The organism is Methylobacterium sp. P3_A11, assembly GCF_056403155.1.
The window spans coordinates 42020-65194 of sequence record NZ_JBFUGA010000045.1 but is presented as its reverse complement, the minus strand read 5'-3'; the positions used below and the strand labels follow the sequence as shown (position 1 = coordinate 65194).

Genomic DNA, 23175 nt, shown 5'->3' with positions numbered 1-23175 from the left:
GCAAGCGTCTCGTGCGAAGTTCCGTGAGCTTGACGGGAGAAACTTCGTTCCCTCCGTCTCACTCTCGGCCTCGATTCCGAGCTGTCTGCGTCCGGGCCCCTCGCCCCTACGGCGTAAGTACTTCCTCCGTAACGATTTGATCCCCGCTGTTGTCCATGGGACACACCGGGACGACTTCGTCGGGCGCGGCCGAGGCCGCGGTCCGGATCGAGGCGCTACGAGCCCGTGACCCGCAGTGTTAAGGAGGCCGGTAAACGAAGCGTTGAGAGGCAGGCCGATGACACAGGATTCGGCAAGATCCGGTGCTTCCCTCGCGGCGGCGCGGGCCGCCCTGGAGCGGGTCGAAGTGCTGGAGACCTTCGGGCGGGTCGTGGCGATCCGCGGCCTGCTGGTGGAGGTGGCCGGGCCGGTCGCCGCGATGCGGCTCGGAGGCCGGGTCGATGTCGAGGGCGCCAACGGGCACGGGCTTGTGCCCTGCGAGGTCATCGGCTTTCAGGGCGACCGGGCGCTGGCCATGCCATTCGGCTCGCTCGAGGGCGTCCGGCGCGGATGCCCGGCCTACGTGCGGGACGAATCGGCTGGCGCGATCCGGCCATCCGACGCCTGGCTCGGCCGGGTGATCGACGCCCTAGGGCGACCGGTGGACGGGCTCGGACCCCTGCCGCAGGGCGGCGACGTCTATCCGCTGCGCGCGGACCCGCCACCCGCCCACGCGCGCACCCGGGTGGGCGGTCCGCTCGATCTCGGCATCCGCTGCCTCAACACCTTCCTGACGATGTGTGCCGGCCAGCGGATGGGCATCTTCGCGGGATCCGGCGTCGGCAAGTCGGTGCTCCTGTCGATGCTCGCCCGCTACACCGCCGCCGACGTGGCGGTGATCGGTCTGGTAGGCGAGCGCGGCCGCGAGGTGCAGGAATTCCTGCAGGACGACCTGGGCGCCGCAGGCCTCGCACGCTCCGTGGTGGTGGTGGCGACGTCCGACGAGCCTGCGCTGATGCGCCGGAACGCGGCCTACGTGACCCTGTCGGTGGCCGAGTACTTCCGGGACCGGGGCGCTAAGGTCCTGTGCATGATCGACTCGATCACGCGCTTCGCCATGGCCCAGCGCGATATCGGCCTCGCCGCCGGCGAGCCCCCGACCGCCAAGGGCTACACGCCGACCGTCTTCTCGGAGCTGCCGCGCCTGCTGGAACGGGCCGGCCCCGGCGTCGGCCAGGGGACGATCTCGGCCCTGTTCACGGTCCTGGTCGAAGGCGACGACCACAACGAGCCCGTGGCCGACGCGGTGCGTGGCATCCTCGACGGCCACATCGTCATGGAGCGTGCCATCGCGGAGCGCGGGCGTTACCCGGCGATCAACGTGCTGCGCTCGGTCTCGCGGACCATGCCGCGCTCCTGCGATCCGGCCTACCTGCCGGTGGTGCGCCGGGCACGCCGGGTGCTGTCCACCTACGCCGACATGGAGGAGCTGATCCGCCTCGGCGCCTACCGCGCAGGCTCGTCCCAGGAGGTCGACGAGGCCGTTGCGCTCATGCCGCATCTTGAGGCTTTTCTGGGGCAAAGTAAGGAAGAAGCAACGTCCATCGGCGATGGTTACGCACGGCTCTCCGAGATCATCGGCGGGGCCTAGGCATCATGCGTCGGGGCGGTAACGCTTCGGCGACTCACATGAGGCAATTGGGATCCGGGCGGGTCTGCCAGAGGCAGGCTCGCGCAAGGGCTCGGTCCGGGCACGATCCCGGGCGCGGCCTCAAGCGTTGCGTGGAGTGAGCGTCCTGATGAAATCGCGTGACACGCTGATCCGCCTGCGCCGCTTCCAGGTCGATGAGAAGCGCCGGCGCGTGACCCAGATCGAGATGATGATGGCCGACTTCCAGCGCATGGCGGTGGAACTCGACCGCGAGGTCGCCGTCGAGGAGACCCGCGCCGGCATCACCGATGTGGGGCACTTCGCGTATCCGACCTACGCCCGGGCGGCGGCGACCCGCCGGGACAACATGCTTCAGTCCGCGCAGGCCCTCGAGGGGCAGCTCGCCGAGGCGAAGGCCGAATTGGGCGAAGCGTTCGAGGAGCTCAAGAAGGTCGAGATCCTGAACGACCGCGAGCGGACGGCCGAGCGCGCCGCCGAATCGGCCCGCGATCAGGCCGCCATGGACGGGATCGGGCTGAACCGCGCCCGGGGCTGACGCAGGCCGCCGGACCGGTCGGCCGGCGCGCGCGGCACGAAACCGTCACGATCACCTGACAAGGGGGATCGCGGCGGCGTCACGCCGCTTGCAGCGCGTCGCGTGCCGGCGCATCAGGGGCTTTCCCCGGGGCGTCGGTGTTCATGAAGAAGATCAGCGAGTTCATCTGGCCCATGATCGGCCTCGCGGCCGTCGTGGTGTCGGGCTACTTCCTCTACCAGGAACTGAAGACGACCTCGCTCTCGGCGATCTGGGGGGCGGTCCTCGCGATCCCGCCGCATCGGATCCTCCTCGCGGCACTCTCCACCCTGGTCGCTTACGCTGCGCTGGCCTGGTACGACCGGATCGCCCTGCTGCACCTGGGCGTGCGCCACATCTCGTGGCTGTTCGTATCCCTCTGCTCGTTCACGACCTACGCGCTCTCGCACAATATCGGCGCCTCGGTCTTCTCCGGCGCCCTCGTCCGCTATCGGGCCTATACGGCCAAGGGCCTGACGGCGGCGCAGGTCGCCGTGCTCGTGGCCCTGTGCTCCTTCACGTTCTTCCTCGGCACGATCCTGCTCGGCGGCTTCACGCTGGTCTACGACCCGCACCTGCTGGCACGCCTGCAGGACAGGCTGCCGGCGATCCTGACCAATCCGAGCACGGCCGTCGCGGTCGGGATCGGGATGCTGGCCTTCGTCGCCCTCTATGTGATCGGCTCGCTCCTGCGGCTGCCCCCCATCAGCCTGCGGAAATTCAAGCTCGAATACCCGCGCCCGGGGATCATGCTGCGTCAGCTCGCGGCGGCACCGCTCGAGCTTCTGGGCGCCGCCGGGATCATCTACTTCGCTCTGCCGGATGCGGTGAACCCGAACTTCATCCCCGTGCTCGCGATCTTTCTGGCGTCCTTCTCTGTGGCCCTGGCTTCGCATGCGCCCGGTGGCCTCGGCGTGTTCGAGATCGTCTTCCTCACCGCCATGAACATCGCCGAGACCGATGAGACGCGGAAGAATGCCGTGGTCGCAGCGCTGCTGGTCTTCCGCGTGTTCTATTTCTGGCTTCCGGCGCTCATCTCCGTTGTCGTGGTGATCGCGTTCGAGCGGTCGCGGCTGGCCGCGGCGATCGGCTCGGGCGGTCCCGGATCGAAGGATGGCGCCGTTCCGGAACCGCCCGTCATCGTGCCCGGCCTCGACGCGCACGAGATGGAGCGTGAACTCAAGCAGAAGGCGATCTGAGGCGGCGTCCGACGCTGGCTTCACGGTCGCCGCCAGAGCGCATGCCGCCTGCCCGCTTGCCCCATGCGGCGCCTTACCCGAGGCGACGGGGCGAAGTCGCTTGAGCCCTGACGGCATCCGGAGAGCGGCGTCCCGGCCGCTCTGCCGTCGAAGCCCGGATTAGATGCCCGCGTCGGACCCGTCCGTACCTCTTCTCTCCGCGGCGCAGGAGCGTCCGCTTTGCGCCTCCCTGGAGGCTCGCCGGCTGAGATGGAGAGCCGGGATCCCCTAGATCGAGTTCACCGTGCGCAGCCGCGCCCGCGGATGGATCTCGGCCTGACTCATCACCGGCGTCTCGCGGCGGAACCGCTCGATGATCGAGCGGACGAAGGGTCGGGTCTGGGCCGAGGTGACGAGCACCGGCATCTCGCCCTGGCGCGCCGCCGCCTCGAAGCGGTCCCGGACCGCGTTGACGAATTCGCTGAGCTTCGACGGCTGCATCGCGAGGTAGCGCTCCTCGCGCTCGCCGACGATCGATTCCATGAACGCCTGCTCCCAGGCGGGCGACAGGGTGATGATCGGCAGCATGCCGTTCTGGTCCTGGTACTGCGCGCAGATCTGCCGGCCGAGGCGGGCGCGGACGTGCTCGACCACGTCGCGGGGATTCTTCACCCCGCCGGCCACTTCGGCGACCGCCTCCACGATCGCCCCCAGATCGCGGATCGAGACCCGCTCGGCCAAGAGGAATTGCAGCACCCGCTGGATGCCGGTGGTGGAGATCTGCGACGGCACGATCTCCTTGAGCAGCTCGGCGTGCTCCTTGGGCAACTCGCGCAGCAGCTTCGAGACCTCGACGTGGTTGAGGAGTTCGGAGACGTGGGCCTTGATCACCTCGGTCAGGTGCGTCGACACGACGGTGGCGGCATCCACGACCGTATAGCCCTTGAGCTGGGCCTGATCGCGCAAAGCCGCGTCGATCCACGTCGCCGGCAGGCCGAAGGTCGGCTCCAGCATGTGCTGCCCGGGCAGCTGAACTTGGCCGCCCATCGGGTCCATCGCCATGAACTGGCCCGGGAAGATCCGGCCGGTCCCGGCCTCGATCTCCTTGACCCGCACCACGTAGGCGTTGGCGTCGAGCTGAACGTTGTCGAGAATGCGCACCGACGGCATCACGAAGCCGAGTTCCGCCGCGAGCTGGCGGCGCAGGGCCTTGATCTGATCCGTGAGCCGGTCCTGGCCCTCGCCGTTGACCAGCGAAAGGAGCGCGTAGCCCATCTCCAGCTTGAGGTCGTCGAGCTTCAGGAGGTCGGTGACCGTCTCCTCCTTGGCGGCGCTGGCCGCCGCCACCGCGGCTGCATCCATCGGGACGCCCTGCGCGTCGAGGGGGGGCGCCAGCTTGGCGGTCCTGTTGATGCGCCAGGCGGCGTAGCCCGCGCCGCCGCCCAGCAGCGCGAAAGGCAGCATCGGCATGCCCGGCAGGAGCGCGATCAGGAACATCACGGCGGCCGACATGCCCAGCGCCTTGGGATAATGCGCGAGCTGCTTGCCGAGCGCCTTGTCGGCTGCGCCGCGCACGCCGGCCTTGGAGACCAGCAGGCCCGCCGCCGTCGAGACGATCAGGGCCGGCACCTGGCTCGCGAGGCCGTCGCCGATGGTCAGCAGCGTGTAGCTCTTGGCGGCGTCGCCGAAGCTCAGGCCCTGCTGCGCAACACCGATGATGATGCCGCCGACCACGTTGATGAAGGTGATGAGCAGGGCGGCCACCGCGTCGCCGCGGACGAATTTGGAGGCACCGTCCATGGCACCGAAGAAGGAGGATTCCTCCTCCAGGGCCGCCCGCCGGGCCTTGGCGGCCTTCTCGTCGATCAGGCCGGCGGAGAGATCGGCGTCGATGGCCATCTGCTTGCCAGGCATCGCATCGAGGGTGAAGCGGGCCGCGACTTCGGCGATACGGCCCGAGCCCTTCGTGATCACAACGAAGTTCACGATGATCAGGATCGCGAACACGATGATCCCGATGACGAAATTGCCGCCCATCACGAAGTGGCCGAAAGCCTCGATGACGTGACCGGCCGCCGCCGTTCCCTCGTGCCCGTGGCCGAGGATCAGGCGCGTCGAGGCGAGGTTCAGGGCGAGCCGCAGCATCGTGGCGATGAGCAGCAACGTCGGGAAGACGGTGAATTCCAGCGGGTTGTCGATCGACAGGCCGGTCATCATGATCAGCACCGACATGATGATCGAGACGGCCAGGAGTAGGTCGAGCAGGATCGCCGGTAGCGGGAAGATCAGGACCGCGAGGATTCCCATCACGCCGGTGGCGAACAGCAGGTCGGACCGCTTGGACAGGGCATGGAGGTCGCCGCGGGTGGGCAGCGTGAGCTGCCCCAGAACCGCAGCCGCTCCGATCCGTGCCGGCGCGCTCGCCGTATCCGCCATCGATCCCACCCGCTGCAATCCGCCCGCGCTTGGCCGGAAGCGCACCCGGCAAGATCTGCCGGGTCGATGGTTAGCGCGGCGTTAAGACGATGCGCGCCGCGCCGGGAACCCGGAGCGGATCCGCCGCTTGATCGGATGTCCATCGCGTCGCACTGCACCCGTCCGCTCGCCGACGGCCGCGATGGTGCTACCCAACCCGGCGCCGGTCCGGGGATCCCGGGAGACCGCCATGGCCGCGCGCGCCCTGACCGCCCTGTTCGACGACTACGAGGCCGCCGCAGTCGCAGTGGACCGTCTGGAAGCCGCCGGCATCCCCCATGCCGACATCAGCATCATCACCATGCAGAAGGATACCGGGGTCGCACCGCCGACGCCCGACGCTACCGTCGCCTGGCCGGCCGACGCGGCGCAGTCCGCCGGCACTGGCGCGACGGTGGGTACGGTTCTGGGCGGTGGTGCCGGCTTGCTGGCCGGCCTGGGGCTCCTGGCCATCCCGGGTCTCGGGCCGGTGGTGGCGGCAGGCTGGCTCGCGGCCGCCGCCACGGGCGCCGGCGTCGGCGCCACCGCGGGAGGCCTGATCGGTGGCCTGACGGCGGCGGGCCTCGATGGCGACGAGGCCGAGGCTTACGCCGAGGGCGTGCGTCGGGGCGGCACGCTGGTAACGGTCCAGACCGACGAGTCCCGCGCCGCGCGCGTGCTGGCCATCCTCGACCAAGCGGGATCGATCGATCTCGACGAGCGGGCAGAAGGCTGGCGGGCGCAGGGCTGGACCGGGGGCACGATCGGCCCTTCGGCGGGTGAACCGGGCGGCGGGCTCGGTCGCTGACGGCGGGCGGCCCGATCGTCCCGGGTCCGCTCCGCGAGGTCTTCGTCAGGCCATCATCTTCCGAGCGAACATCGCGGCTCCGAACAGCACGGCCGAGCCGGCAGCGATCAGGCCGATCATCAGGAGCCGCCGCGGTTCGGTGGAGGATTGCGCCTTCACGGGCTCGACGATCGGGCTGAAGAACTCGATCTGCCGGGCCGCGATTATGCGGGCTCGTTCGTAGGCTGTCAGCACCTGCTGATAGTACTTCTCTGCGTTCTTCCGATCGTTCTCCAGGCCCTCGAACCGCGTCATGGCGTCGGAGAGGCGGCGCTTCTGGTCGGGATCCTGGCTGGCAGATTGCCGCTCGATGCGGGCGATGTTGTCGTCGATATCCTTGATCTGCTGCTTGATGTCGATGATCCGCCGCGCTTCGGGGCCGAGGTCGCGCTGGCCGATCGCGAGTTGGAGCGCGAGGTTGATGCGCGAGGCCCGCAGCTCGGCGATCATCTTGACGTTGATGTCGTTGGTCTTCGCCGCGTCGAGGATCCCTTCGCTGTTACGCAGATCGCGCATCGCGAGGCGGATCTTGGTCATCCGCTCCTCAGCGAGCCGGAGTTCCCGTGTGCTCTCAGCGACCGCGTCCTCGCGCGCCCTGACGCTGAGTTCGTTCACCTTGTGCTCCGCCTCCTTCATGATGGCCTTCGCGATGGCGAGGGATTCACTCGGGTCGAAGGCTTCGACCTCGACTGACATGATCCCCGAGCCGCTCTCGACCTCGACGTCCACGCGCCGCTTCCAGTAGCGGAGGAACTTCTCGATCGGCTTCTCGGGATCGAACCGCGAGAAGTAGTCGATCGAATCGCTGCTGAACCATTGTCGGAGCGGAAGCTGCCCTTCGAGGATCTCCAGCATCGGCCGGCTCAGGATGAACTCGCGGGTGATCAGCGTGTCTTGCGCCACCATCTGGTTCGACATGCTGGAACTGGCCGTCCCCCCGGTTTCCGAGGACGTCTTGTCGGACGAGCCGAGGGCCGGTCGAATCGCGAACCGCGCCTCGCTGACGTAGCGGTCCGAAGCGACGAGGCCGTAGTAGACGGCACCGGCGAGCGTCGGCAGCAGGAAGCAGACCACGAACAGGATCGGGATCCAGGGGTCGTTCTTGGCCTGGGTCTGGTAAGACCGGATGCCTTTCTTGCGGTCGGCGAAGCGCGACATTCGCGCGATCTGCCGCAGCGATTCAGCGATCGCCTGCTGGCGGTCAGCGGGCGTCACCGGCTGCCCCTCGGCCTTCCGGATCTCCATGTTCATGGTCTGGTTCCCGGCCTCCCCGGCCTCGAAGGTCGATCCGTCACCGGTACCTCGACCGCGCGGCAGAGCGCGTATCTGAAGCCTCTCGCACGGCGAGGCGGCAAAAGCATGTCGTCACGGCTCCGGTGGGCGGCGATCGATCAGGCGTTGAGGCGCCGGTAGACCTCGATGGCGTCGTTCACGTCCTCGTAGATGATCGCGCGGCCGTTGAGCAGGACCAATCCTTGCGTGCACCATTGCCGGATCGTCTCCATGGAGTGAGAGACCATGATGATGTCGGCCGCCTTCCGGCGCTGGGAGAAGACCTCGTCGCAGCGTTTCGAGAATCGGGCGTCGCCGACCGAGGTGATCTCGTCGATCAGGTAACAGTCGAACGGGATCGCCATGCTCATGCCGAAGGCGAGCCGCGCGCCCATGCCGGACGAATAGGTGTAGATCGGCACGTCGAGATAGCTGCCGAGCTCCGAGAAGTCCTCCACGAAGTCGAGCACCTTCCGCGGGTCTTCCCCATAGATGCGCGCCACGAACGTGACGTTGTCGCGCCCCGTCATCTTGGGATGGAAGCCTCCGGCGAAGCCGAGGGGCCAGGAGACCCGGAGGCCGCGATGGATCTTACCCCGCGTCGCATCCTCGGTGCCGGCGATAAGCCGCATCGTCGTCGATTTGCCGGCGCCGTTGATGCCCAGGATGCCGTACGAGACACCCGGCTTCAGGGTGAACGACACCTGCTCCAGGATCGTCCGCCGGTGACCTTCCGTGCGGTAGACCTTGCTGACTTTCTCGAAACGGATCACCGAAATGGTCTCCAGGGCGGTTCGCCGAACCGTCGGTCCGAGTTGCCTGTCGGACCATCCCCTGCCCGCCGAAAGCGGCGAATCTGAGAGCGGTCTGAGCGGTTTGGCGGGCTCGGCGGGCATTTCGGAGACCGTCGAACGCGTACCGGCGCACCGACCGGACCTCAGGCGGTGGGTTGAAGAAAAATGCCACCTGTCACCGCTGACATTGACGGCATCCCACATTTGGCATACCAAATACCAATCAGCGCAGCCGGATTTCGGGCATCGCGCACCGCCGGACCGGAACTTTATCGCTGCTGACGACGCGGCGTTCGCCGAGGGAGGCCGAGTATGATGGAACTTCGGACTGCTTCGATACACGCCACAGAACGCGGTCCGTCCCGAGGCCGTCCGTGACGACCACCCCGTCGGCCGCGGCGGCGCCCCATGAAGCCGACCTGTCTCGGATGATCGAGGCCATCGGCGATGCGGTGATCGTGTCCGACCCGGACGGGGCCATCACGGTCTGGAATCCGGCCGCCGAACGCATCTTCGGCTTCACGGCTGCCGAGGCCTTGGGCCGGAGCCTCGATCTGATCACGCCGGAACGGCACCGCCGCCGTCACTGGGACGGCTACGCGAAGACCATGCGTACCGGCGTCACCCGCTACGGGGCGGAGACCCTGAGGGTGCCGGCGCTCCACAAGGACGGCCGCCAGCTCTCCATCGCCTTCACGGTGGGGATGGTGCGGGACGCCTCCGACCGGGTGACCGGGATCGTCGCGGTGATCCGCGACGAGACCGAGCGCTGGACCGAGGAGAAGCGTCTGCGCCAGCGCGTGGCCGAACTCGAAGCCTCCGCGACCCCGTCCGGTCCGGCTCCTTAAGCCCACCGGACGGACCGACGGACCCGATCCCCCAACCCCACAGGGAGAACGCCCAATGAGCAAGCCGCTGGAAGGCATCAAGATCATCGACTTCACCCACGTCCAGGCCGGCCCTGCCTGCACGCAGCTGCTCGCCTGGTTCGGCGCCGACGTGATCAAGGTCGAGCGCCCCGGCGCCGGCGACGTCACCCGGACCCAGCTGCGCCACGTCGAAGACGCGGACGCGCTCTACTTCACGATGCTGAACTCCAACAAGCGCTCGCTCACCCTCGACACCAAGACCCAGGCCGGCAAGGAAGTCCTTGAGAAGCTGATCCAGGACTCGGACGTCATGGTCGAGAATTTCGGCCCCGGCGCCCTCGACCGGATGGGCTTCTCCTGGGCGCGCATCCAGGAGCTGAACCCGGGCATGATCCTGGCTTCGGTGAAGGGCTTCTCGGACGGTCACCACTACGAGGATCTGAAGGTCTACGAGAACGTCGCCCAGTGCGCCGGCGGCGCCGCCTCGACCACAGGCTTCTGGGACGGCCCGCCCACCGTCAGCGCCGCCGCGCTCGGCGATTCCAACACCGGCATGCACCTCGCCATCGGCATCCTCACGGCGCTCCACCAGAAGAACAAGACCGGCAAGGGCCAGAAGGTCGCCGTGTCGATGCAGGACTCGGTGATCAACCTCTGCCGGGTGAAGCTGCGCGACCAGCAGCGCCTCGACGCCCTCGGCTATCTCGAGGAATACCCGCAATACCCCCACGGCGAGTTCTCCGACGTGGTGCCCCGCGGCGGCAACGCGGGCGGCGGCGGCCAGCCGGGCTGGGTGCTGAAGTGCAAGGGCTGGGAGACCGACCCGAACGCCTACATCTACTTCACGATCCAGGGTCACGCCTGGGCGCCGATCTGCAAGGTGCTGGGCCACGAGGAGTGGATCACCGATCCCGCCTACAACACGCCGCGCGCCCGCCAGGACAAGATCTTCGACATCTTCAAGACCATCGAGGAATGGCTCGCCGACAAGACCAAGTTCGAGGCGGTGGACATCCTGCGCACCTACGACATCCCCTGCGCGCCGGTCCTGTCGATGAAGGAGATTGCCGAGGACAAGTCGCTGCGCGCCAGCGGCACGGTGGTCGAGGTGCCACACCCGAAGCTCGGCTCGTACCTGACCGTCGGCAGCCCGATCAAGTTCTCCGACATGCAGGTCGAGGTGAAGGCCTCGCCGCTGCTCGGCGAGCACACCGACGAGGTGCTGGAAGGCCTCGGCTACACTCCGGAACAGATCCGGGCCATGCACGAGGCCCGCGCGGTCTGATAAGGAACGACCGACCTCTGCAATCCTGAGACAGGACGGCGCCACTCCAGCGCCGTCCTTGTCATGTGGGAAGCCCGGATTCGATGCGCGTGTTCCTGAGCCGTTTTCTCCCGGAGCTGACGCCGGTCAGCAAGCGCGAGCGCCTGCGCTCCGCCGCAGGTGACCTGGTCGGCATCCTGGCGACCGGCCTCGTCTGCCGCGCCTCCGTGGGCTCCGAGGCGCTCCCGGTGCTGATCGCCCCGATGGGGGCTTCGGCGGTGCTGCTCTTCGCCGTGCCGGCGAGCCCCCTGGCGCATCCCTGATCGATCCTCGGCGGCAACATCGTGGCGGCGCTCGTGGGCGTCACGGCCGCGACCTGGATCGCCGACCCGTTCGTGGCCGCCGCCTGCGCCATCGGCGTCGCGATCGCCCTGATGATGGCCCTGCGCTGCCTGCACCCGCCGAGCGGCGCGGTGGCGCTGACGGCGGTGCCCGGCGGACCGGCGATCAAGGAATTGGGCTACGGCTTCGTGCTGTGGCCGGTCGCGGCCAACTCGCTGCTGCTGCTCGCCACCGCCCTGCTGTTCAACAACCTGACCGGGCGCGCCTACCCGCACCTGCGCCCGGCCGGGCCGCGGACGGCGGATCCGCCCTCCGATGCGCGGGTGGGCTTCCGGGCCTCGGATCTCGACGCCGCCTTGGAAGATTTCGACCAGCTCCTCGACGTCGACCGGAGCGACCTTGAGCAGATCCTGCGGCGCGTGCAGATGCGGGTCTACGGCCGCCGCTCGGGGCCGATCACCTGCGCGGCGATCATGTCGCGCGACGTGATCGCAGTGGCACCGGACGCGCCCTTGTCCGAGGCCATGCGGCTGTTGCGCCGCCACCGGATCAAGGCGCTGCCGGTCACCGACGAGGGCGCGCGCGTCCTCGGCATCGTCACGCAGACCGATCTCCTCGACAAGGCCGCCTGGGACCGGTCCGGACCGCGCCTCGGCCTCGGCCGCCGCCTGCGGCTCACCGCCGAGCGGGGCCGCGCCCCCCATGGCTGCGCGGCGGACATCATGAGCGCGGTCGACCCGGTCGGTCCGGACACGCCCATCGCCGCGCTGGTGCCGCGGATGTCGGAGGCGGGGCTGCACCATTTGCCGGTGGTCGATTCCGACGGCCGTCTGGTCGGGATCGTCTCGCAGACCGACCTGATCCCGGCCCTCCTGTCCGAGACCGATGCGCCCGAGGCGTCGATCCGCGCCCGCGCACCGGCCCGGGCCGCCCTGGCCTGAGCCTCAGCGGCCGGCGGGCGGATCCGCCAGGAAGAACGCGACCGCCTGCGCCACCACGGCCGGCTGGTGGGCGTGCGGCCCGTCGTATTCGACATAGGTGACCGGGTAGCCGGCCTCGCGCAGGGCCGGCACGTGGACCCGGGCGCTCCGGTCGATGGGGATCTGCTCGTCCTGGGTCCCGTGCGACAGGAAGATGCGCGGTGCGCCGACCTGCAGGTGCACCGACAGGAACCCGGCCGACGAGACGATCAGGTGGCTCGCGACGTCGCCGTTCGCGAGCCCGAGGGAGAGCGTGTAGCTCCCGCCGTCGGAATGGCCGGCGAAGCAGAGCCGCGCCGGATCGAGGAGGAACCGGTCCGCCACATGGGCCAGCGCCGTCGCGACCCGCTCCCGGTCCGGCCCATGGCCGGCGATGACGATGTCCCAGGTCGGAAACTGCGATTGCGGCACAAGGAGCAGGAAGCGCTCCGTGCGGGCATGCCCCTCCAGCATCGGCAGGATGCGCTCGGCGCTGCCGCCGCCGCCGTGGAACAGCACCACCAGCGGGCAGGGCTTGCGCGGATCGAGGCCTTCGGGAACCATCAGCACCGCGTCGCGCTCGGCGAACAGGCCGATCTCATGCTTGCCTGGGGGGTGGGGCTCGTTCGAGGGCAGCCGGTGCCGGAAATGCAGGCGGCCGGCAAGGTCTGGGTCGATCATGGATGCACGTCACAGAACGGATGACGGATCCGGCGCCGTCCTTGCGAGCGCAGCGAAGCAATCCACTCGCTGCACGCTGATCTTGACCGCGCTGCCCTGGGTCACTTCGCTTCGCTCGTGATGACGGTGCGGGGAAGATCTCCCGGTGGCCAGGAGCTCCAGCGGAACGCCATCCCGCACGGATCCGCGACGCCGTTCCAATCAAGGCAAAGAGCCGGGCTCGACACGCGAGCCCGGCTTCGATGGTCTCGGATCAGAGATCTCGCGAGGGTTTCGGCCTCACTTCTTCTTCTTGATCCCGCTCTGCGGGTTGAGGCTGCCGATGTTGCCGCTCTCGCTGCCGGCGGCCGGGTCGATGACCGCGTTGACCAGGGCCGGGCGGCCCGAGTTCATCGCCTCGTTGACCGCGCGGGTCAGCTCGTCCGGCGTGGTGACGTGGTAGCCGACGCCGCCGAAGGCCTCCATCATCTTGTCGTAGCGGGAATCCGGCACGAACACCGTCGTGGCCGGGTCGCGGCCGGTCGGATCGGTGTCGGTGCCGCGGTAGATGCCGTTGTTGTTGAACACCACGATGCAGACCGGCAGGCCGTACCGGCAGATCGTCTCGACCTCCATTCCGGAGAAGCCGAAGGCGCTGTCACCCTCGACGCAGAGCACCGGCTTGCCGGTCTCGACGGCGGCCGCGACGGCGAAGCCCATGCCGATGCCCATGATGCCCCAGGTGCCGACATCCAGGCGCTTGCGCGGCTGGTACATGTCGATGATGCCCCGGGCGAGGTCGAGGGTGTTGGCGCCCTCGTTGACCAAGATCGCGTCCGGCCGCTCCTTCACGATGGTGCGCAGGGCGCCGAGGGCGGCGTGGAAGGTCATGGGCGAGGCGTTGCTCATGAGCTTCGGCGCCATCTTGGCGATGTTGGCGTCGCGCTTGGTCTTGAGCGTGTCGATCCAGTCGGACGGGGGCTGCTGCCAGCCCTTGCCCATGCCGTTCAGCAGCGCCTGCACGCAGGAGGCGATATCGCCGACGACGGGAGCCACGATCTCGACGTTCGAGTCCATCTCGCGGGGCTCGATGTCGATCTGGATGAACTTGGTCGAGCCCGGCTCGCCCCAGCTCTTGCCCTTGCCGTGCGACAGCAGCCAGTTCAGCCGGGCGCCGATCAGCAGCACCACATCCGAGTCCTTGAGCGCCGTCGAGCGCGCCGCGCCGGCCGAGAGCGGGTGGGTGTCGGGCAGGAGGCCCTTGGCCATGCTCATCGGCACGTAGGGGATGCCGCTGGTCTCGACCAGCGCCCGGATGGCCTCGTCGGCCTGCGCGTAGGCGGCGCCCTTACCGAGCACGATCAGCGGCCGCTTGGCGGATTTCAGGACGTCGAGCGCCCGGGCGATCGCCTCGGGGGCGGGGTGCTGGGCGGGGGCCGGATCGATCACCTTGACCAGCGACTGGCGGCCGGCCTCGGCATCCATCACCTGGGCGAACAGCTTGGCGGGCAGGTCGAGGTAGACGCCGCCCGGCCGGCCCGAGCAGGCGGCCCGGATCGCGCGGGCGACGCCGATGCCGATATCGGCGGCGTGCAGCACGCGGAAGGCCGCCTTGCACAAGGGCTTCGCGATGGCGAGCTGGTCCATCTCCTCGTAGTCGCCCTGCTGCAGATCGACGATCTCGCGCTCGGACGAGCCCGAGATCAGGATCATCGGGAAGCAGTTGGTCGTGGCGTTGGCGAGCGCCGTCAGGCCGTTGAGGAAGCCCGGAGCCGAGACGGTGAGGCAAATGCCCGGCTTCTGGGTGAGGAAGCCGGCGATCGCCGCGGCGTTGCCGGCATGCTGCTCGTGGCGGAACGAGATCACCCGCATCCCCTCGGCCTGGGCCATGCGGCCGAGGTCGGTGATCGGGATGCCGGGGACACCGTAGATCGTCTCAATGCCGTTGAGCTTGAGCGCGTCGATGACGAGGTGGAAGCCGTCGGTCAGGTCGGGCTCGGCCTCGATTTCTGGTGCGGTGTGGACGATCTTGGCCAGGGCAGTCATCGCGGGATCTCCGAAGGGTCGATTTCTGTGTGGGGGACGGGCGGGGCTCAGGCCGCCCGGATCGGCTGGGCGGCGAGCGCCGCGTGGGGCTCTTCCGTGGCGAGATAGCGGGCTCGCATGGGGCGGAGCAGGAACATGGCCAGGGCCGCCGCCGTGACGTTGAGGACGATGATCAGCGTGAACACCGCCGACCAGCCGTAGGCCGTCGAGAGCAGGCTAGCGAAGGGCACGAGGAACGCCGCCGTTCCCTTGGCGGTGTAGAGCAGGCCGGCGTTGCTGGCGGCGTATTTCGAACCGAACGTGTCACCGCATGTCGCCGGGAACAGCGAGTAGATCTCGCCGAACACACCGAAATAGACTGCGGTGGCCAGGACGAAGACCATCGGATTGTGCCCGTAGGTCAGGAGGACGATCACCGCCAGCGCCGCGGTCGAGAAGGCGATGAACATGGTGTTCTCGCGGCCGATATGGTCGGACACGAAGCCGAAGAACGGCCGCCCGAACCCGTCGAAGATCCGGTCGAGGGAAATCGCCAGCGTCAGCGCCGCCATCTGGAGACCGAACAGGCTGACCGGCACGCCGGCCACCTGGAAGTCGTGGGCGATCGGGGCAATCTGCGCCGCCGCCATCAAGCCGCCGGAGGCGACCATCACGAACATCGCGTACATCACCCAGAAGACCGGCGTGCGGACGGCCTCGCGGGGGCTGCGGTCGACCTTGGTCTGCGGCAGGCGCAGGCTCTTGCGCTGGACCTGCGTGATCGTCGACGGCTTGCGCAGCAGGAAGGCGAGGACGAACACCACGGCGCCCTGGCCGAGACCGAAGTACAGGAAGGCGTCCTGGTAGCCGCTGGTGGCGATCATCCGGGCGATCGGCACCACCGTGATGGCCGCGCCGGCTCCGAACCCGGCAGCCGTAGCGCCTGCCGCGAGGCCGCGGCGATGGGGGAACCACTTCAGCGCGTTGCCCACGCAGGTCCCATACACCGAGCCGGCGCCGATACCGGCGATCACGGCGCCGAGGTACAGCATGAACAGGCTGTCGGCGTAGGCGTCGATGGTCCAGGCAAGGGCGATCATCACGCCGCCGAAGGCGACGACGATCTTCGGGCCGTAGCGGTCGACGAACCACGCCTCGACGGGCACCAGCCAGGTTTCGGTGGCGACGAACAGCGTGAAGGCGAGCTGGATCGCAGCTCGTCCCCAATGATAGCGTTGGTCGATCGGGTCGACGAACAAGGTCCAACCGTATTGCAGGTTGGCGATCATGGCCATGCAGATCACGCCGAAGGCGAGCTGCCACCATTTCGCCGACGGCGAATCTTGGCGTTCCATCCCAGAGCCTCTCTTTTGGGCGCCGCGGCCTTCCGGTGGCAGCGTCTCTCGTGCACCGACGATCATGCACATCCGTTCCAGGTATGCAATATACCAGCGTGAGACGGACAGGATGAACTGTCAGGGCGGCGATATTATGCCGTTTGCCCGGCCTCTGGAATCGTGCCCCACGCCCCCAGCGTCGGGGTGTCGGCGGGGCTCAGGATCTCGTCGAGGAGGGGGATTGAAGCCAGATCGGTCGGCACGCCGATCAGTCCGCGCGCCGCCGCCCATTCCGGTCCGTCGCCGACCGCCGCGAGGGCGTCACGGTCCAGCGCCGTGATCCGCCCGCGGTCGAGCCGCAGGATCGCCCGGCCGGTCTCGGCCTGGACAAAGCGGATGGCGGGCATACGGCGCAGACATTCGCGCAGGAAGCCCGTGTTGGCGGGTGCCGAGAGGTCGACGCCCTTGAAAACCGCCTCGGGGCTGCGGGCAAAGATGTCGACCTTCCGGAACCGGTCGATGTCGATCAGCCCCGTCACGTCGAGGATGTTGAGCACCCCATCCGACCAGAACGCGATGGTGCGCGGCCGCTCGCCGAGCGGCACGCTGTTGTCGAGGAACTCGCAGACTACCCGCTTGTCCCGGGCGAGCGCCCAGTTGAAGAACAGGCGCGGCATGCCGGTATAGGCCTCGACGTTGTGGGCCAGGAGATCCTCGACCGCCTTGTAACGGCCGAACAGTTCGCCGCGCTTCCAGGCGCGCTCGACAGTATCGGCGGGCGGCGTGACCATGAACTGCATGTAGACCCGGTCTCCGAACCGGGTAAGCAGTTGGCCGCCGCCATCGGAGCCGGCCTCGGCCTGGAAGCTGTCGAACCGGAACCGATCGATGAGCAGGTTCGAGATCCGCCGCTCGGCCGCCTTGCGGGTGACGTAGCGGTCTAGCTTCATGTCGACGATCTCGACCTCGTAGCCCGTCAGCGTTCCGGCGTACCGGGAGGCCTCGCCGAGGCTGTCGTAGTCGAGGAGGTATTTGCGCCAGACATCCGGCGTGATCACCGCGAAGTCGGACCATGCCATGCCGAGGCGTCTGGCGAGGTCCAGCTGGTAGGGTCGGATCGTACTCTTGCCGGAGGCCGAGGCCCCTTTGACGTTCATCACCACCGGATGGTCCTGCGGCGCCAGCCGGCGATAGCCGTGGGCCTCCACCACCGCCGCGATCCAGGGTTCGATGCGTTCGCCGATCCGGCGGCTGCCATAGCCGTTCGATACCAGCGTCCCGGCGATGGTCCGCAACAGGGCGGCATCGCGGACCAGGGTGTTCTGCCGGGCGATGAGTCCGGACACCACGGCACGCAGGGCCTCGCAGGCGGCGATCTCCAGCCCGTCGGCGGATTCGGCGGCCCGCGCCTGCCAGGCGTCGAGATGGCGCAGCGCCCGGGTCGCGAGGTCTTCGCGCACGCTCGGGCGGGCCGGGGGCGCGCGCCCGAGCAGCCGGTCGAGCCAGCCGGGCTCGGGTGCAGGCTCAGGCGGCCGGTCGTCCAGGATCGCCGCGACTTCACGGGCGAGGACCGCATCGGCCTCGGCGCGGATCGTCAGCAGCGCGGCCTCGACCACGTCGAGGCGGGACGCGATGCCCTCGCGCAGGATCGTGGCGACGATCGCCCGGAAGTTCACGCCGAGATCGGCGTAGACCGCGCCCACAGGCACGGACAGGTCCGACATGACCCGGATCAGCACCTCGTGGACGACCAGGCGGCTCGCCCGGAAGCGCGTGAGCTGCCGGGCCGGCAAGCCGCACAGGTCGCTGAGATCGAAGGCGTCGCGCAGCGGCGTCTCGACGTGCTCCGGGCGGTAGACGGTGACCAGCGGCAGGAAGGCCGTCGGCAGATCGGACCGGACGCCCGGGTTCCATGGACCGATCGCCGGCTTCGGGGCGGAGGTCGCTACGGCCGTCATCCGCGGAGGCGCCCCGGCCCGGCCCGCATGGCCCGATAGATGGCCCTCATCCCGATGTACCGGAGCGCGGGGCGGGTTCGGCAGGACGACGGCATGGGCCGGGCTTCATGAGGCCGCGTCGGTCGACGGGGAGCCCTTCCCCTGTCCCGAGGCGTGCAAGCGGACGCGCGCCAGGGGTCCCGCGGGCATGCGGGCGGGGCAAGACCATCCCGCCCGCCTCCCGTGCAGGCTGACGCGCGGTCCTAGAAGACCTTCTGGAACCAGCCATGCGCGTCGTTCGTGTTGCCCCTCTGGATGTCCACCAGGAGGTTGCGAAGCCGCTGGGCCACGGGACCGGCCTTGCCGTTCCCGATGGTGAAGCTCTCTTCGCGGCCCTTCACGGTGCCGATCGGCGTGATCACCGCGGCGGTGCCGCAGGCGAAGGCCTCGGTCAGGCGTCCCGCCCGGACATCGGCGCGCCAGGCGTCGATCGTGTAGGGCTCCTCCTTGACCGAGAGACCGGATTCCCGCGCCAGCGTGATCACCGAATCGCGGGTGATGCCGTGCAGGATGCTGTCCGAGAGCGGCGGCGTGACCAGCGTGCCGTCCTCGAACACGAAGAACACGTTCATGCCGCCGAGTTCCTCGATGAAGCGGCGCTCGACCGCATCGAGGAAGACGACCTGCTCGCAGCCCTGGGCCGCGGCCTCGGATTGCGCGGCGAGGCTCGCCGCATAGTTGCCGCCGCACTTGGCCGCGCCGGTGCCGCCCGGAGCGGCCCGCGTGTAATGCTCAGACACCCAGACGGTGACGGTGCTGTTCGGATCCTTGAAATACGAGCCCACCGCCGACGCGATGGTGATGAACAGATATTCGGAAGCCGGCCTGACGCCCAGGAACGCCTCCGTGGCGATCATGAACGGCCGGAGATAGAGGCTGCCGTCGGGCGTGTCGGGAATCCAGGCGCGATCGATCTCGACGAGCTTGCGCATCGCCTCGACGAAGGCGTCCTCGGGGAACGGCGCGATCGCCAGGCGCTCGGCCGAATGGCGGAAGCGGCGCGCGTTGGCGTCGGGTCGGAACAGGGCGGCGCCGCCGTCGGCGGTGCGGTAGGCCTTCAATCCCTCGAAGATCTCCTGCGCGTAGTGCAGCACCGCCGAGGCGGGATCGAGGGGGATCGCCTCACGGGCCTGGATCCGCGCGTCGTGCCAGCCGCGACCGGCCGTATAGCGCGCCACCACCATATGGTCGGTGAACACCTTGCCGAAGCCGGGATTGGCCATCAGGGCGGCCCGCTCCTCGGCAGTCCGCGGGGCGGGATGACTTTTGATCTCGAACGTCAGGTCGCTCACGGTGTGGTCCTCATCGACTGAGTCCTTATGGCGTGCTCCGCCGCGCGAATCTACGGAGCCGGCGCATGTCGGCGCCGCCGCGGATGCGCGTCACTCCGCCGTCGCGGGCTCCGACAGCTGGAGACGGTGCAGGCGCGCATAGGCGCCCCCGGCCGCGACCAGCGCGTCGTGCCGCCCGGTCTCGATCACGCGGCCGGCCTCCAGGACGGCGATCTGATCGGCCTCGCGCACCGTCGAGAGGCGATGGGCGATCACCAGGGTGGTGCGTCCGCGCATCAACCGGGTCAGGGCCTCCTGGACGAGGCGCTCCGATTCCGAATCCAGGGCCGAGGTCGCCTCGTCGAGGAGCAGGATCGGCGCATCCTTCAGGAAGGCACGGGCGAGGGCCACGCGTTGGCGTTCGCCCCCCGAGAGCCGGCCTCCGGCTGGGCCGACCCGGAACTCGTAACCCTCCGGCAGCGCGGTCACGAAGTCATGCGCCGCGGCCGCGCGCGCCGCCGCCTCGATCTCCGCCCGGGTGGCTTCGGGACGGCCGAAGCCGATGTTCCGCGCGATCGTGTCGTCGAACAGCACGACCTCCTGCGAGACCACCGCCACGGCGGCGCGCAGCGACCCCAGGGTCACGGCGCGCACATCCTGCCCGTCGATGGTCACGGCACCCTCGGTCACGTCGTAGAGGCGCGGAACGAGGTTGAGCAGCGACGACTTGCCCGAACCCGAGCGCCCGACCAGGGCGGTGACCGAACCTGCGGGGACGGCGAGGTCGATGCCCTCCAGGGCCGGGGCGTCCGGCCGGTAGCGGAAGTGGATGTCGGCGAAGCGGATCGCCCCCTGCTCGACCCTGAGCGGCCGGGCCTCGGACGCCTCGCGGATGGCGGGCGCCTCGTCCATGACGTCGAAGTAGCGCCGGAGCGCCGCGGCCGCTTCCTGCAGAATGGCGTTGAGGTTCCCCAGCGCCCGCGCCGGCTGCGCCGCAAGGAGCAAGGCGGCCACGTAGCCGGTGAAGTCGCCGACCGTCTTCTCCCCCGCCAGGACCCGCTGGCCGACGAGCACCAGCACCCCCGCCACCGCGATCCCGCCGCCGATCTCCAGGAGCGGGTCGAGGCGCCCGCGGGCATTGGCGGCCTTCATCTTCAGGCGGCGCACCTCGTCGAGGGCCTCGGCGGCGCGGCCCTTGAGGTAGGCCTCCATCGCGTAGGTCTTGGCGACCCGGGCGCCCTGGAGGCTCTCGGAGATCAGGCTGGCGGTGGCGCCCATCTGCTCCTGCGTGGAAGTCGAAACCCGGCGGAGCTTCCTGCCGATCCGCCCGATCGGTCCCGCCACGAACGGGACCGTGACCCCCGCCACGAGGGTCAGCACCGGATCCATCCAGATCAGGGCCGCCACGAGGCCGATCAGCATGGCGATGTCGCGCAGGAGCACGGTGGAGATGCGGGTCAGCGCCTCCTTGATGAACGCGAAGTCGGTGGTGAAACGCTGGGTCAGCGCCGCCGGGCTCTCCCGGCCGAGCTGGGCGAGATCGGAGTCGATCAGGTGCCCGTAGAGCGCCGCCTGCATGTCGGCCTCGACCCGTGTGACCACGCGGTTGGTCAGCACCGTCTGGCCGTAGAGGGCGAAGCCGCGGGTGGCCGTCACCACGATCACGACGAGCGGCCCGTAGGCGATCGCCGCCGAATCCTTGCGGTCGAAAGCGTCGAAGGCGGCCTTGATCAGCGCCGGGTAGAGCCCGGTCGAGGCGCCGACCAGCGCGATCAGCACCAGCACCACGGTGAGCGTCGCCCGGTGCGGGTAGAGCCAGGTGCGCCAGAGCCGGGCGAGAAGGGAAGCGGTGTCGCCGGGAAGGCGCGCCATCCCCCCCCCCGCCGCCGCGGATCAAGGTCTTTGGTCAGCGGTCGTCGCCGCCCGGCCCACGGTCATCGTCGTGGCCGCGATGCCAGCGACCGCCCATGCCCTGGTCACCCATGCCGTGACCGCCCATCGGTCCCATGGGCCGGGCGAGGATCATGGCGCGCCGCTTCTGGTCCTGATCGAGGCTGGCGTAGAGCGGCTGCGACGCGTCGGCGAGCTTGCGCAGGGCCTCCCCTCGCGCGGTCGCGGCATCCGCCATCGCGCGCAGGGCCGCTGGCGCGTCGTCGCCGAACTTGGGCCGGTCGCGCATGGCCTCACGGCGCTGCTGGCGCATCTTGGCCATATCGCGGATCGCCGATTCCACCGGCGGCCACAGCTTCTCCTGATCGGCGTTGAGCTTCAGGCCGGCATGCAGGGCGGCGATGCGGGCATCCGTGAACGCTGCGCGGTCCTCGGGGGTCAGGGAACTCCAGCGACCCGGCCCGCGGAAACCCTCGGGGCCGCGGTCGCGGGCCACGGCCGCGCCGGCGAGCCCCAGGCCGAGGGCTCCGGTCACCAGAATGGCCGCTCTCACACGTCGGGACATGCAAACCTCCGTCTTACGCTCGGGACGTCATCGGAGCCGGCGCCCCGAGACGATGCCCGATGCTGCGCAGGAAACAGCGGGCGTGTATCCCGCTTGTGTATGTAACAATGTTACATTACTGGCAGGCGCGATCGGAGCTGTGGGACGGGTGGGATGGTGCGGGGCGCGATGAGAACAGTCCGGATTGCGGCACTCGCGACCCTGTCTCTGTGGCTCTGCTTCGCGGGGTCGGCCCGGGCCGTCGCCGAGGGCAAGCCGATCCGGGCGGTGGCGAGCTTCTCGATCCTCGGCGACCTCGTCCGACAGGTCGGCGGCGCCCATGTGGCGGTGGCGACCCTGGTCGGGCCGGATTCCGACGCCCATGGCTTCAGCCCCTCGCCGGCCGATGCGCGCAAGGTCGCCGAGGCCGACATCGTGTTCGTCAACGGCCTCGGGCTCGAGGGCTGGCTCGACCGGCTGATCCGCGCCTCCGGCACCCGCGCCCCGGTGGTGATCGCGGCGTCAGGCGTGAAGCCGATCCCCGCCCAGGACGAGCATGCCCACGGCGATGGCGATCACGGCCACGGTGACCACGCCGTGGATCCGCATGCCTGGCAGGACGTCGCCAATGTGCGGACGTACGTCGCCAATATCCGCGACGGCCTCGCCAAGGTCGACCCGGCCCATGCCGACGCCTACCGGGAGGCCGCGGTCCTCTACCTCGCCCAACTCGACGCGCTGGATCGGGACGTGCGCACGACGATCGCCGGCATCCCGCCGGAGCGGCGGCAGATCATCACGACCCATGATGCGTTCGGCTACTTTGCGGCGGCCTACGGCCTGCGCTTCGTGGCGCCGCAGGGCGTATCGACCGACAGCGAGGCGAGCCCACGGGATGTTGGAGCGATCATCCGCCAGATCCGCCGGGACCGCGTCCCGGCCGTGTTCCTGGAGAACATCAGCGACCCGCGCCAGATGGAGCAGATCGCCCGCGAGAGCGGCGCGCGCGTCGGCGGCAAGGTCTATTCCGACGCGCTCTCCGGCCCGGGCGGCCAGGCGCCGACCTATCTCGACATGATGCGGGCCAACCTGCGGGCCTTCTCGGCGGCGCTGGGGCCGAGCTAGCGCCGTTCCCGATCGGGTTGGGACGAATACGATCGGCGAGCCCGTGCCGAACGAGGCGCGGGTCCCCTCTCCCGTGCGGGAGAGGGGGCCTGGCGCGGCTGGCGAGACCGGGCTCGCCGTCCTTCCCGACCGTTGCAACACGA

The 23175-nt window shown here is 69.2% G+C and carries 17 protein-coding genes and 1 pseudogene; 8 read left to right on the top strand and 10 right to left on the bottom strand.

Annotated features, from left to right (window positions below; genetic code table 11):
• Positions 1 to 277: 277 nt before the first annotated feature.
• The 3 genes from fliI (at position 278) to AC1DXK_RS15625 (ending at position 3403) form a co-directional block, all read left to right on the top strand.
• Positions 278 to 1630 (top strand): flagellar protein export ATPase FliI, encoded by a 1353-nt coding sequence (gene fliI, locus AC1DXK_RS15635; RefSeq protein WP_457108316.1) that lies wholly within the window; start codon positions 278 to 280, stop codon positions 1628 to 1630.
• A gap of 148 nt (positions 1631 to 1778) precedes the next feature.
• Positions 1779 to 2186 (top strand): flagellar export protein FliJ, encoded by a 408-nt coding sequence (gene fliJ / locus AC1DXK_RS15630; RefSeq protein WP_457108317.1) that lies wholly within the window; start codon positions 1779 to 1781, stop codon positions 2184 to 2186.
• A gap of 143 nt (positions 2187 to 2329) precedes the next feature.
• Entirely contained in the window at positions 2330 to 3403 is a 1074-nt protein-coding gene (locus tag AC1DXK_RS15625; protein ID WP_457108318.1) for a lysylphosphatidylglycerol synthase domain-containing protein, read from the top strand.
• A gap of 267 nt (positions 3404 to 3670) precedes the next feature.
• Here AC1DXK_RS15625 and flhA read toward each other — a convergent pair whose 3' ends face one another.
• Entirely contained in the window at positions 3671 to 5818 is a 2148-nt protein-coding gene (gene flhA / locus AC1DXK_RS15620) for a flagellar biosynthesis protein FlhA (RefSeq protein WP_457108319.1), read from the bottom strand.
• 229 nt (positions 5819 to 6047) lie between these two features.
• Between flhA and AC1DXK_RS15615 the strand changes: the two genes are divergently transcribed.
• On the top strand, positions 6048 to 6644 hold the full coding sequence (locus tag AC1DXK_RS15615) for a hypothetical protein (RefSeq protein WP_457108320.1): 597 nt from the start codon (positions 6048 to 6050) through the stop codon (positions 6642 to 6644).
• Positions 6645 to 6689: 45 nt separating this feature from the next.
• Here the strand turns inward: AC1DXK_RS15615 and AC1DXK_RS15610 are convergent, their stop codons facing one another.
• Together AC1DXK_RS15610 and AC1DXK_RS15605 are read right to left on the bottom strand one after the other, a co-directional pair.
• On the bottom strand, positions 6690 to 7934 hold the full coding sequence (locus AC1DXK_RS15610) for a KpsE/RkpR family capsule polysaccharide export protein (RefSeq protein ID WP_457108321.1): 1245 nt from the start codon (positions 7932 to 7934) through the stop codon (positions 6690 to 6692).
• A 140-nt stretch (positions 7935 to 8074) separates the two neighbouring features.
• Positions 8075 to 8728 carry an ABC transporter ATP-binding protein gene (locus tag AC1DXK_RS15605; RefSeq protein ID WP_457108322.1) on the bottom strand — a complete coding sequence of 218 codons (654 nt, stop codon included), beginning with the start codon at positions 8726 to 8728 and terminating at the stop codon, positions 8075 to 8077.
• 395 nt (positions 8729 to 9123) lie between these two features.
• Between AC1DXK_RS15605 and AC1DXK_RS15600 the strand changes: the two genes are divergently transcribed.
• From AC1DXK_RS15600 to AC1DXK_RS15590, 3 genes and pseudogenes are all read left to right on the top strand, one after another.
• Complete coding sequence (locus tag AC1DXK_RS15600) at positions 9124 to 9597, top strand: PAS domain-containing protein (protein ID WP_457108323.1); 474 nt, start codon at positions 9124 to 9126, stop codon at positions 9595 to 9597.
• Between the two features lie 55 nt (positions 9598 to 9652).
• Entirely contained in the window at positions 9653 to 10903 is a 1251-nt protein-coding gene (gene frc / locus AC1DXK_RS15595; RefSeq protein ID WP_457108324.1) for a formyl-CoA transferase, read from the top strand.
• Between the two features lie 83 nt (positions 10904 to 10986).
• Positions 10987 to 12165 (top strand): annotated as a pseudogene (locus AC1DXK_RS15590) (HPP family protein).
• Between the two features lie 3 nt (positions 12166 to 12168).
• Here the strand turns inward: AC1DXK_RS15590 and AC1DXK_RS15585 are convergent.
• From AC1DXK_RS15585 to AC1DXK_RS15555, 7 genes are all read right to left on the bottom strand, one after another.
• Positions 12169 to 12864, bottom strand: coding sequence for an alpha/beta hydrolase (locus AC1DXK_RS15585; protein WP_457108325.1), 696 nt, complete (start codon positions 12862 to 12864; stop codon positions 12169 to 12171).
• A 279-nt stretch (positions 12865 to 13143) separates the two neighbouring features.
• Positions 13144 to 14889, bottom strand: a complete 1746-nt coding sequence (gene oxc / locus AC1DXK_RS15580) for an oxalyl-CoA decarboxylase (RefSeq protein ID WP_457108326.1) — start codon at positions 14887 to 14889, stop codon at positions 13144 to 13146.
• A gap of 47 nt (positions 14890 to 14936) precedes the next feature.
• Positions 14937 to 16223 carry an oxalate/formate MFS antiporter gene (gene oxlT, locus AC1DXK_RS15575; protein WP_457108327.1) on the bottom strand — a complete coding sequence of 429 codons (1287 nt, stop codon included), beginning with the start codon at positions 16221 to 16223 and terminating at the stop codon, positions 14937 to 14939.
• Positions 16224 to 16357: 134 nt separating this feature from the next.
• Positions 16358 to 18163 carry a DEAD/DEAH box helicase family protein gene (locus tag AC1DXK_RS15570; RefSeq protein WP_457108328.1) on the bottom strand — a complete coding sequence of 602 codons (1806 nt, stop codon included), beginning with the start codon at positions 18161 to 18163 and terminating at the stop codon, positions 16358 to 16360.
• A gap of 242 nt (positions 18164 to 18405) precedes the next feature.
• Positions 18406 to 19494 carry a branched-chain amino acid aminotransferase gene (locus AC1DXK_RS15565; RefSeq protein WP_457108329.1) on the bottom strand — a complete coding sequence of 363 codons (1089 nt, stop codon included), beginning with the start codon at positions 19492 to 19494 and terminating at the stop codon, positions 18406 to 18408.
• Between the two features lie 90 nt (positions 19495 to 19584).
• Entirely contained in the window at positions 19585 to 21345 is a 1761-nt protein-coding gene (locus AC1DXK_RS15560) for an ABC transporter ATP-binding protein (RefSeq protein ID WP_477298281.1), read from the bottom strand.
• Positions 21346 to 21379: 34 nt separating this feature from the next.
• On the bottom strand, positions 21380 to 21928 hold the full coding sequence (locus tag AC1DXK_RS15555; protein ID WP_457108331.1) for a Spy/CpxP family protein refolding chaperone: 549 nt from the start codon (positions 21926 to 21928) through the stop codon (positions 21380 to 21382).
• A 168-nt stretch (positions 21929 to 22096) separates the two neighbouring features.
• Here AC1DXK_RS15555 and AC1DXK_RS15550 point away from each other — a divergent pair, with 168 nt between their 5' ends.
• The gene (locus AC1DXK_RS15550; RefSeq protein ID WP_457108332.1) at positions 22097 to 23032 is read left to right on the top strand and encodes a metal ABC transporter substrate-binding protein; all 936 of its coding nucleotides are present in this window, start codon (positions 22097 to 22099) and stop codon (positions 23030 to 23032) included.
• Positions 23033 to 23175 lie beyond the last annotated feature (143 nt).

What these genes read in the sequence shown, in the direction of transcription:
- fliI (WP_457108316.1), top strand. Translation starts at nt 278, where the DNA reads ATGACACAGGATTCGGCAAGATCCGGTGCTTCCCTCGCGGCGGCGCGG.
- fliJ (WP_457108317.1), top strand. Translation starts at nt 1,779, where the DNA reads ATGAAATCGCGTGACACGCTGATCCGCCTGCGCCGCTTCCAGGTCGAT.
- AC1DXK_RS15625 (WP_457108318.1), top strand. Translation starts at nt 2,330, where the DNA reads ATGAAGAAGATCAGCGAGTTCATCTGGCCCATGATCGGCCTCGCGGCC.
- flhA (WP_457108319.1), bottom strand. Translation starts at nt 5,818, where the DNA reads ATGGCGGATACGGCGAGCGCGCCGGCACGGATCGGAGCGGCTGCGGTT.
- AC1DXK_RS15615 (WP_457108320.1), top strand. Translation starts at nt 6,048, where the DNA reads ATGGCCGCGCGCGCCCTGACCGCCCTGTTCGACGACTACGAGGCCGCC.
- AC1DXK_RS15610 (WP_457108321.1), bottom strand. Translation starts at nt 7,934, where the DNA reads ATGAACATGGAGATCCGGAAGGCCGAGGGGCAGCCGGTGACGCCCGCT.
- frc (WP_457108324.1), top strand. Translation starts at nt 9,653, where the DNA reads ATGAGCAAGCCGCTGGAAGGCATCAAGATCATCGACTTCACCCACGTC.
- AC1DXK_RS15585 (WP_457108325.1), bottom strand. Translation starts at nt 12,864, where the DNA reads ATGATCGACCCAGACCTTGCCGGCCGCCTGCATTTCCGGCACCGGCTG.
- oxc (WP_457108326.1), bottom strand. Translation starts at nt 14,889, where the DNA reads ATGACTGCCCTGGCCAAGATCGTCCACACCGCACCAGAAATCGAGGCC.
- oxlT (WP_457108327.1), bottom strand. Translation starts at nt 16,223, where the DNA reads ATGGAACGCCAAGATTCGCCGTCGGCGAAATGGTGGCAGCTCGCCTTC.
- AC1DXK_RS15570 (WP_457108328.1), bottom strand. Translation starts at nt 18,163, where the DNA reads ATGACGGCCGTAGCGACCTCCGCCCCGAAGCCGGCGATCGGTCCATGG.
- AC1DXK_RS15560 (WP_477298281.1), bottom strand. Translation starts at nt 21,345, where the DNA reads ATGGCGCGCCTTCCCGGCGACACCGCTTCCCTTCTCGCCCGGCTCTGG.
- AC1DXK_RS15555 (WP_457108331.1), bottom strand. Translation starts at nt 21,928, where the DNA reads ATGTCCCGACGTGTGAGAGCGGCCATTCTGGTGACCGGAGCCCTCGGC.
- AC1DXK_RS15550 (WP_457108332.1), top strand. Translation starts at nt 22,097, where the DNA reads ATGAGAACAGTCCGGATTGCGGCACTCGCGACCCTGTCTCTGTGGCTC.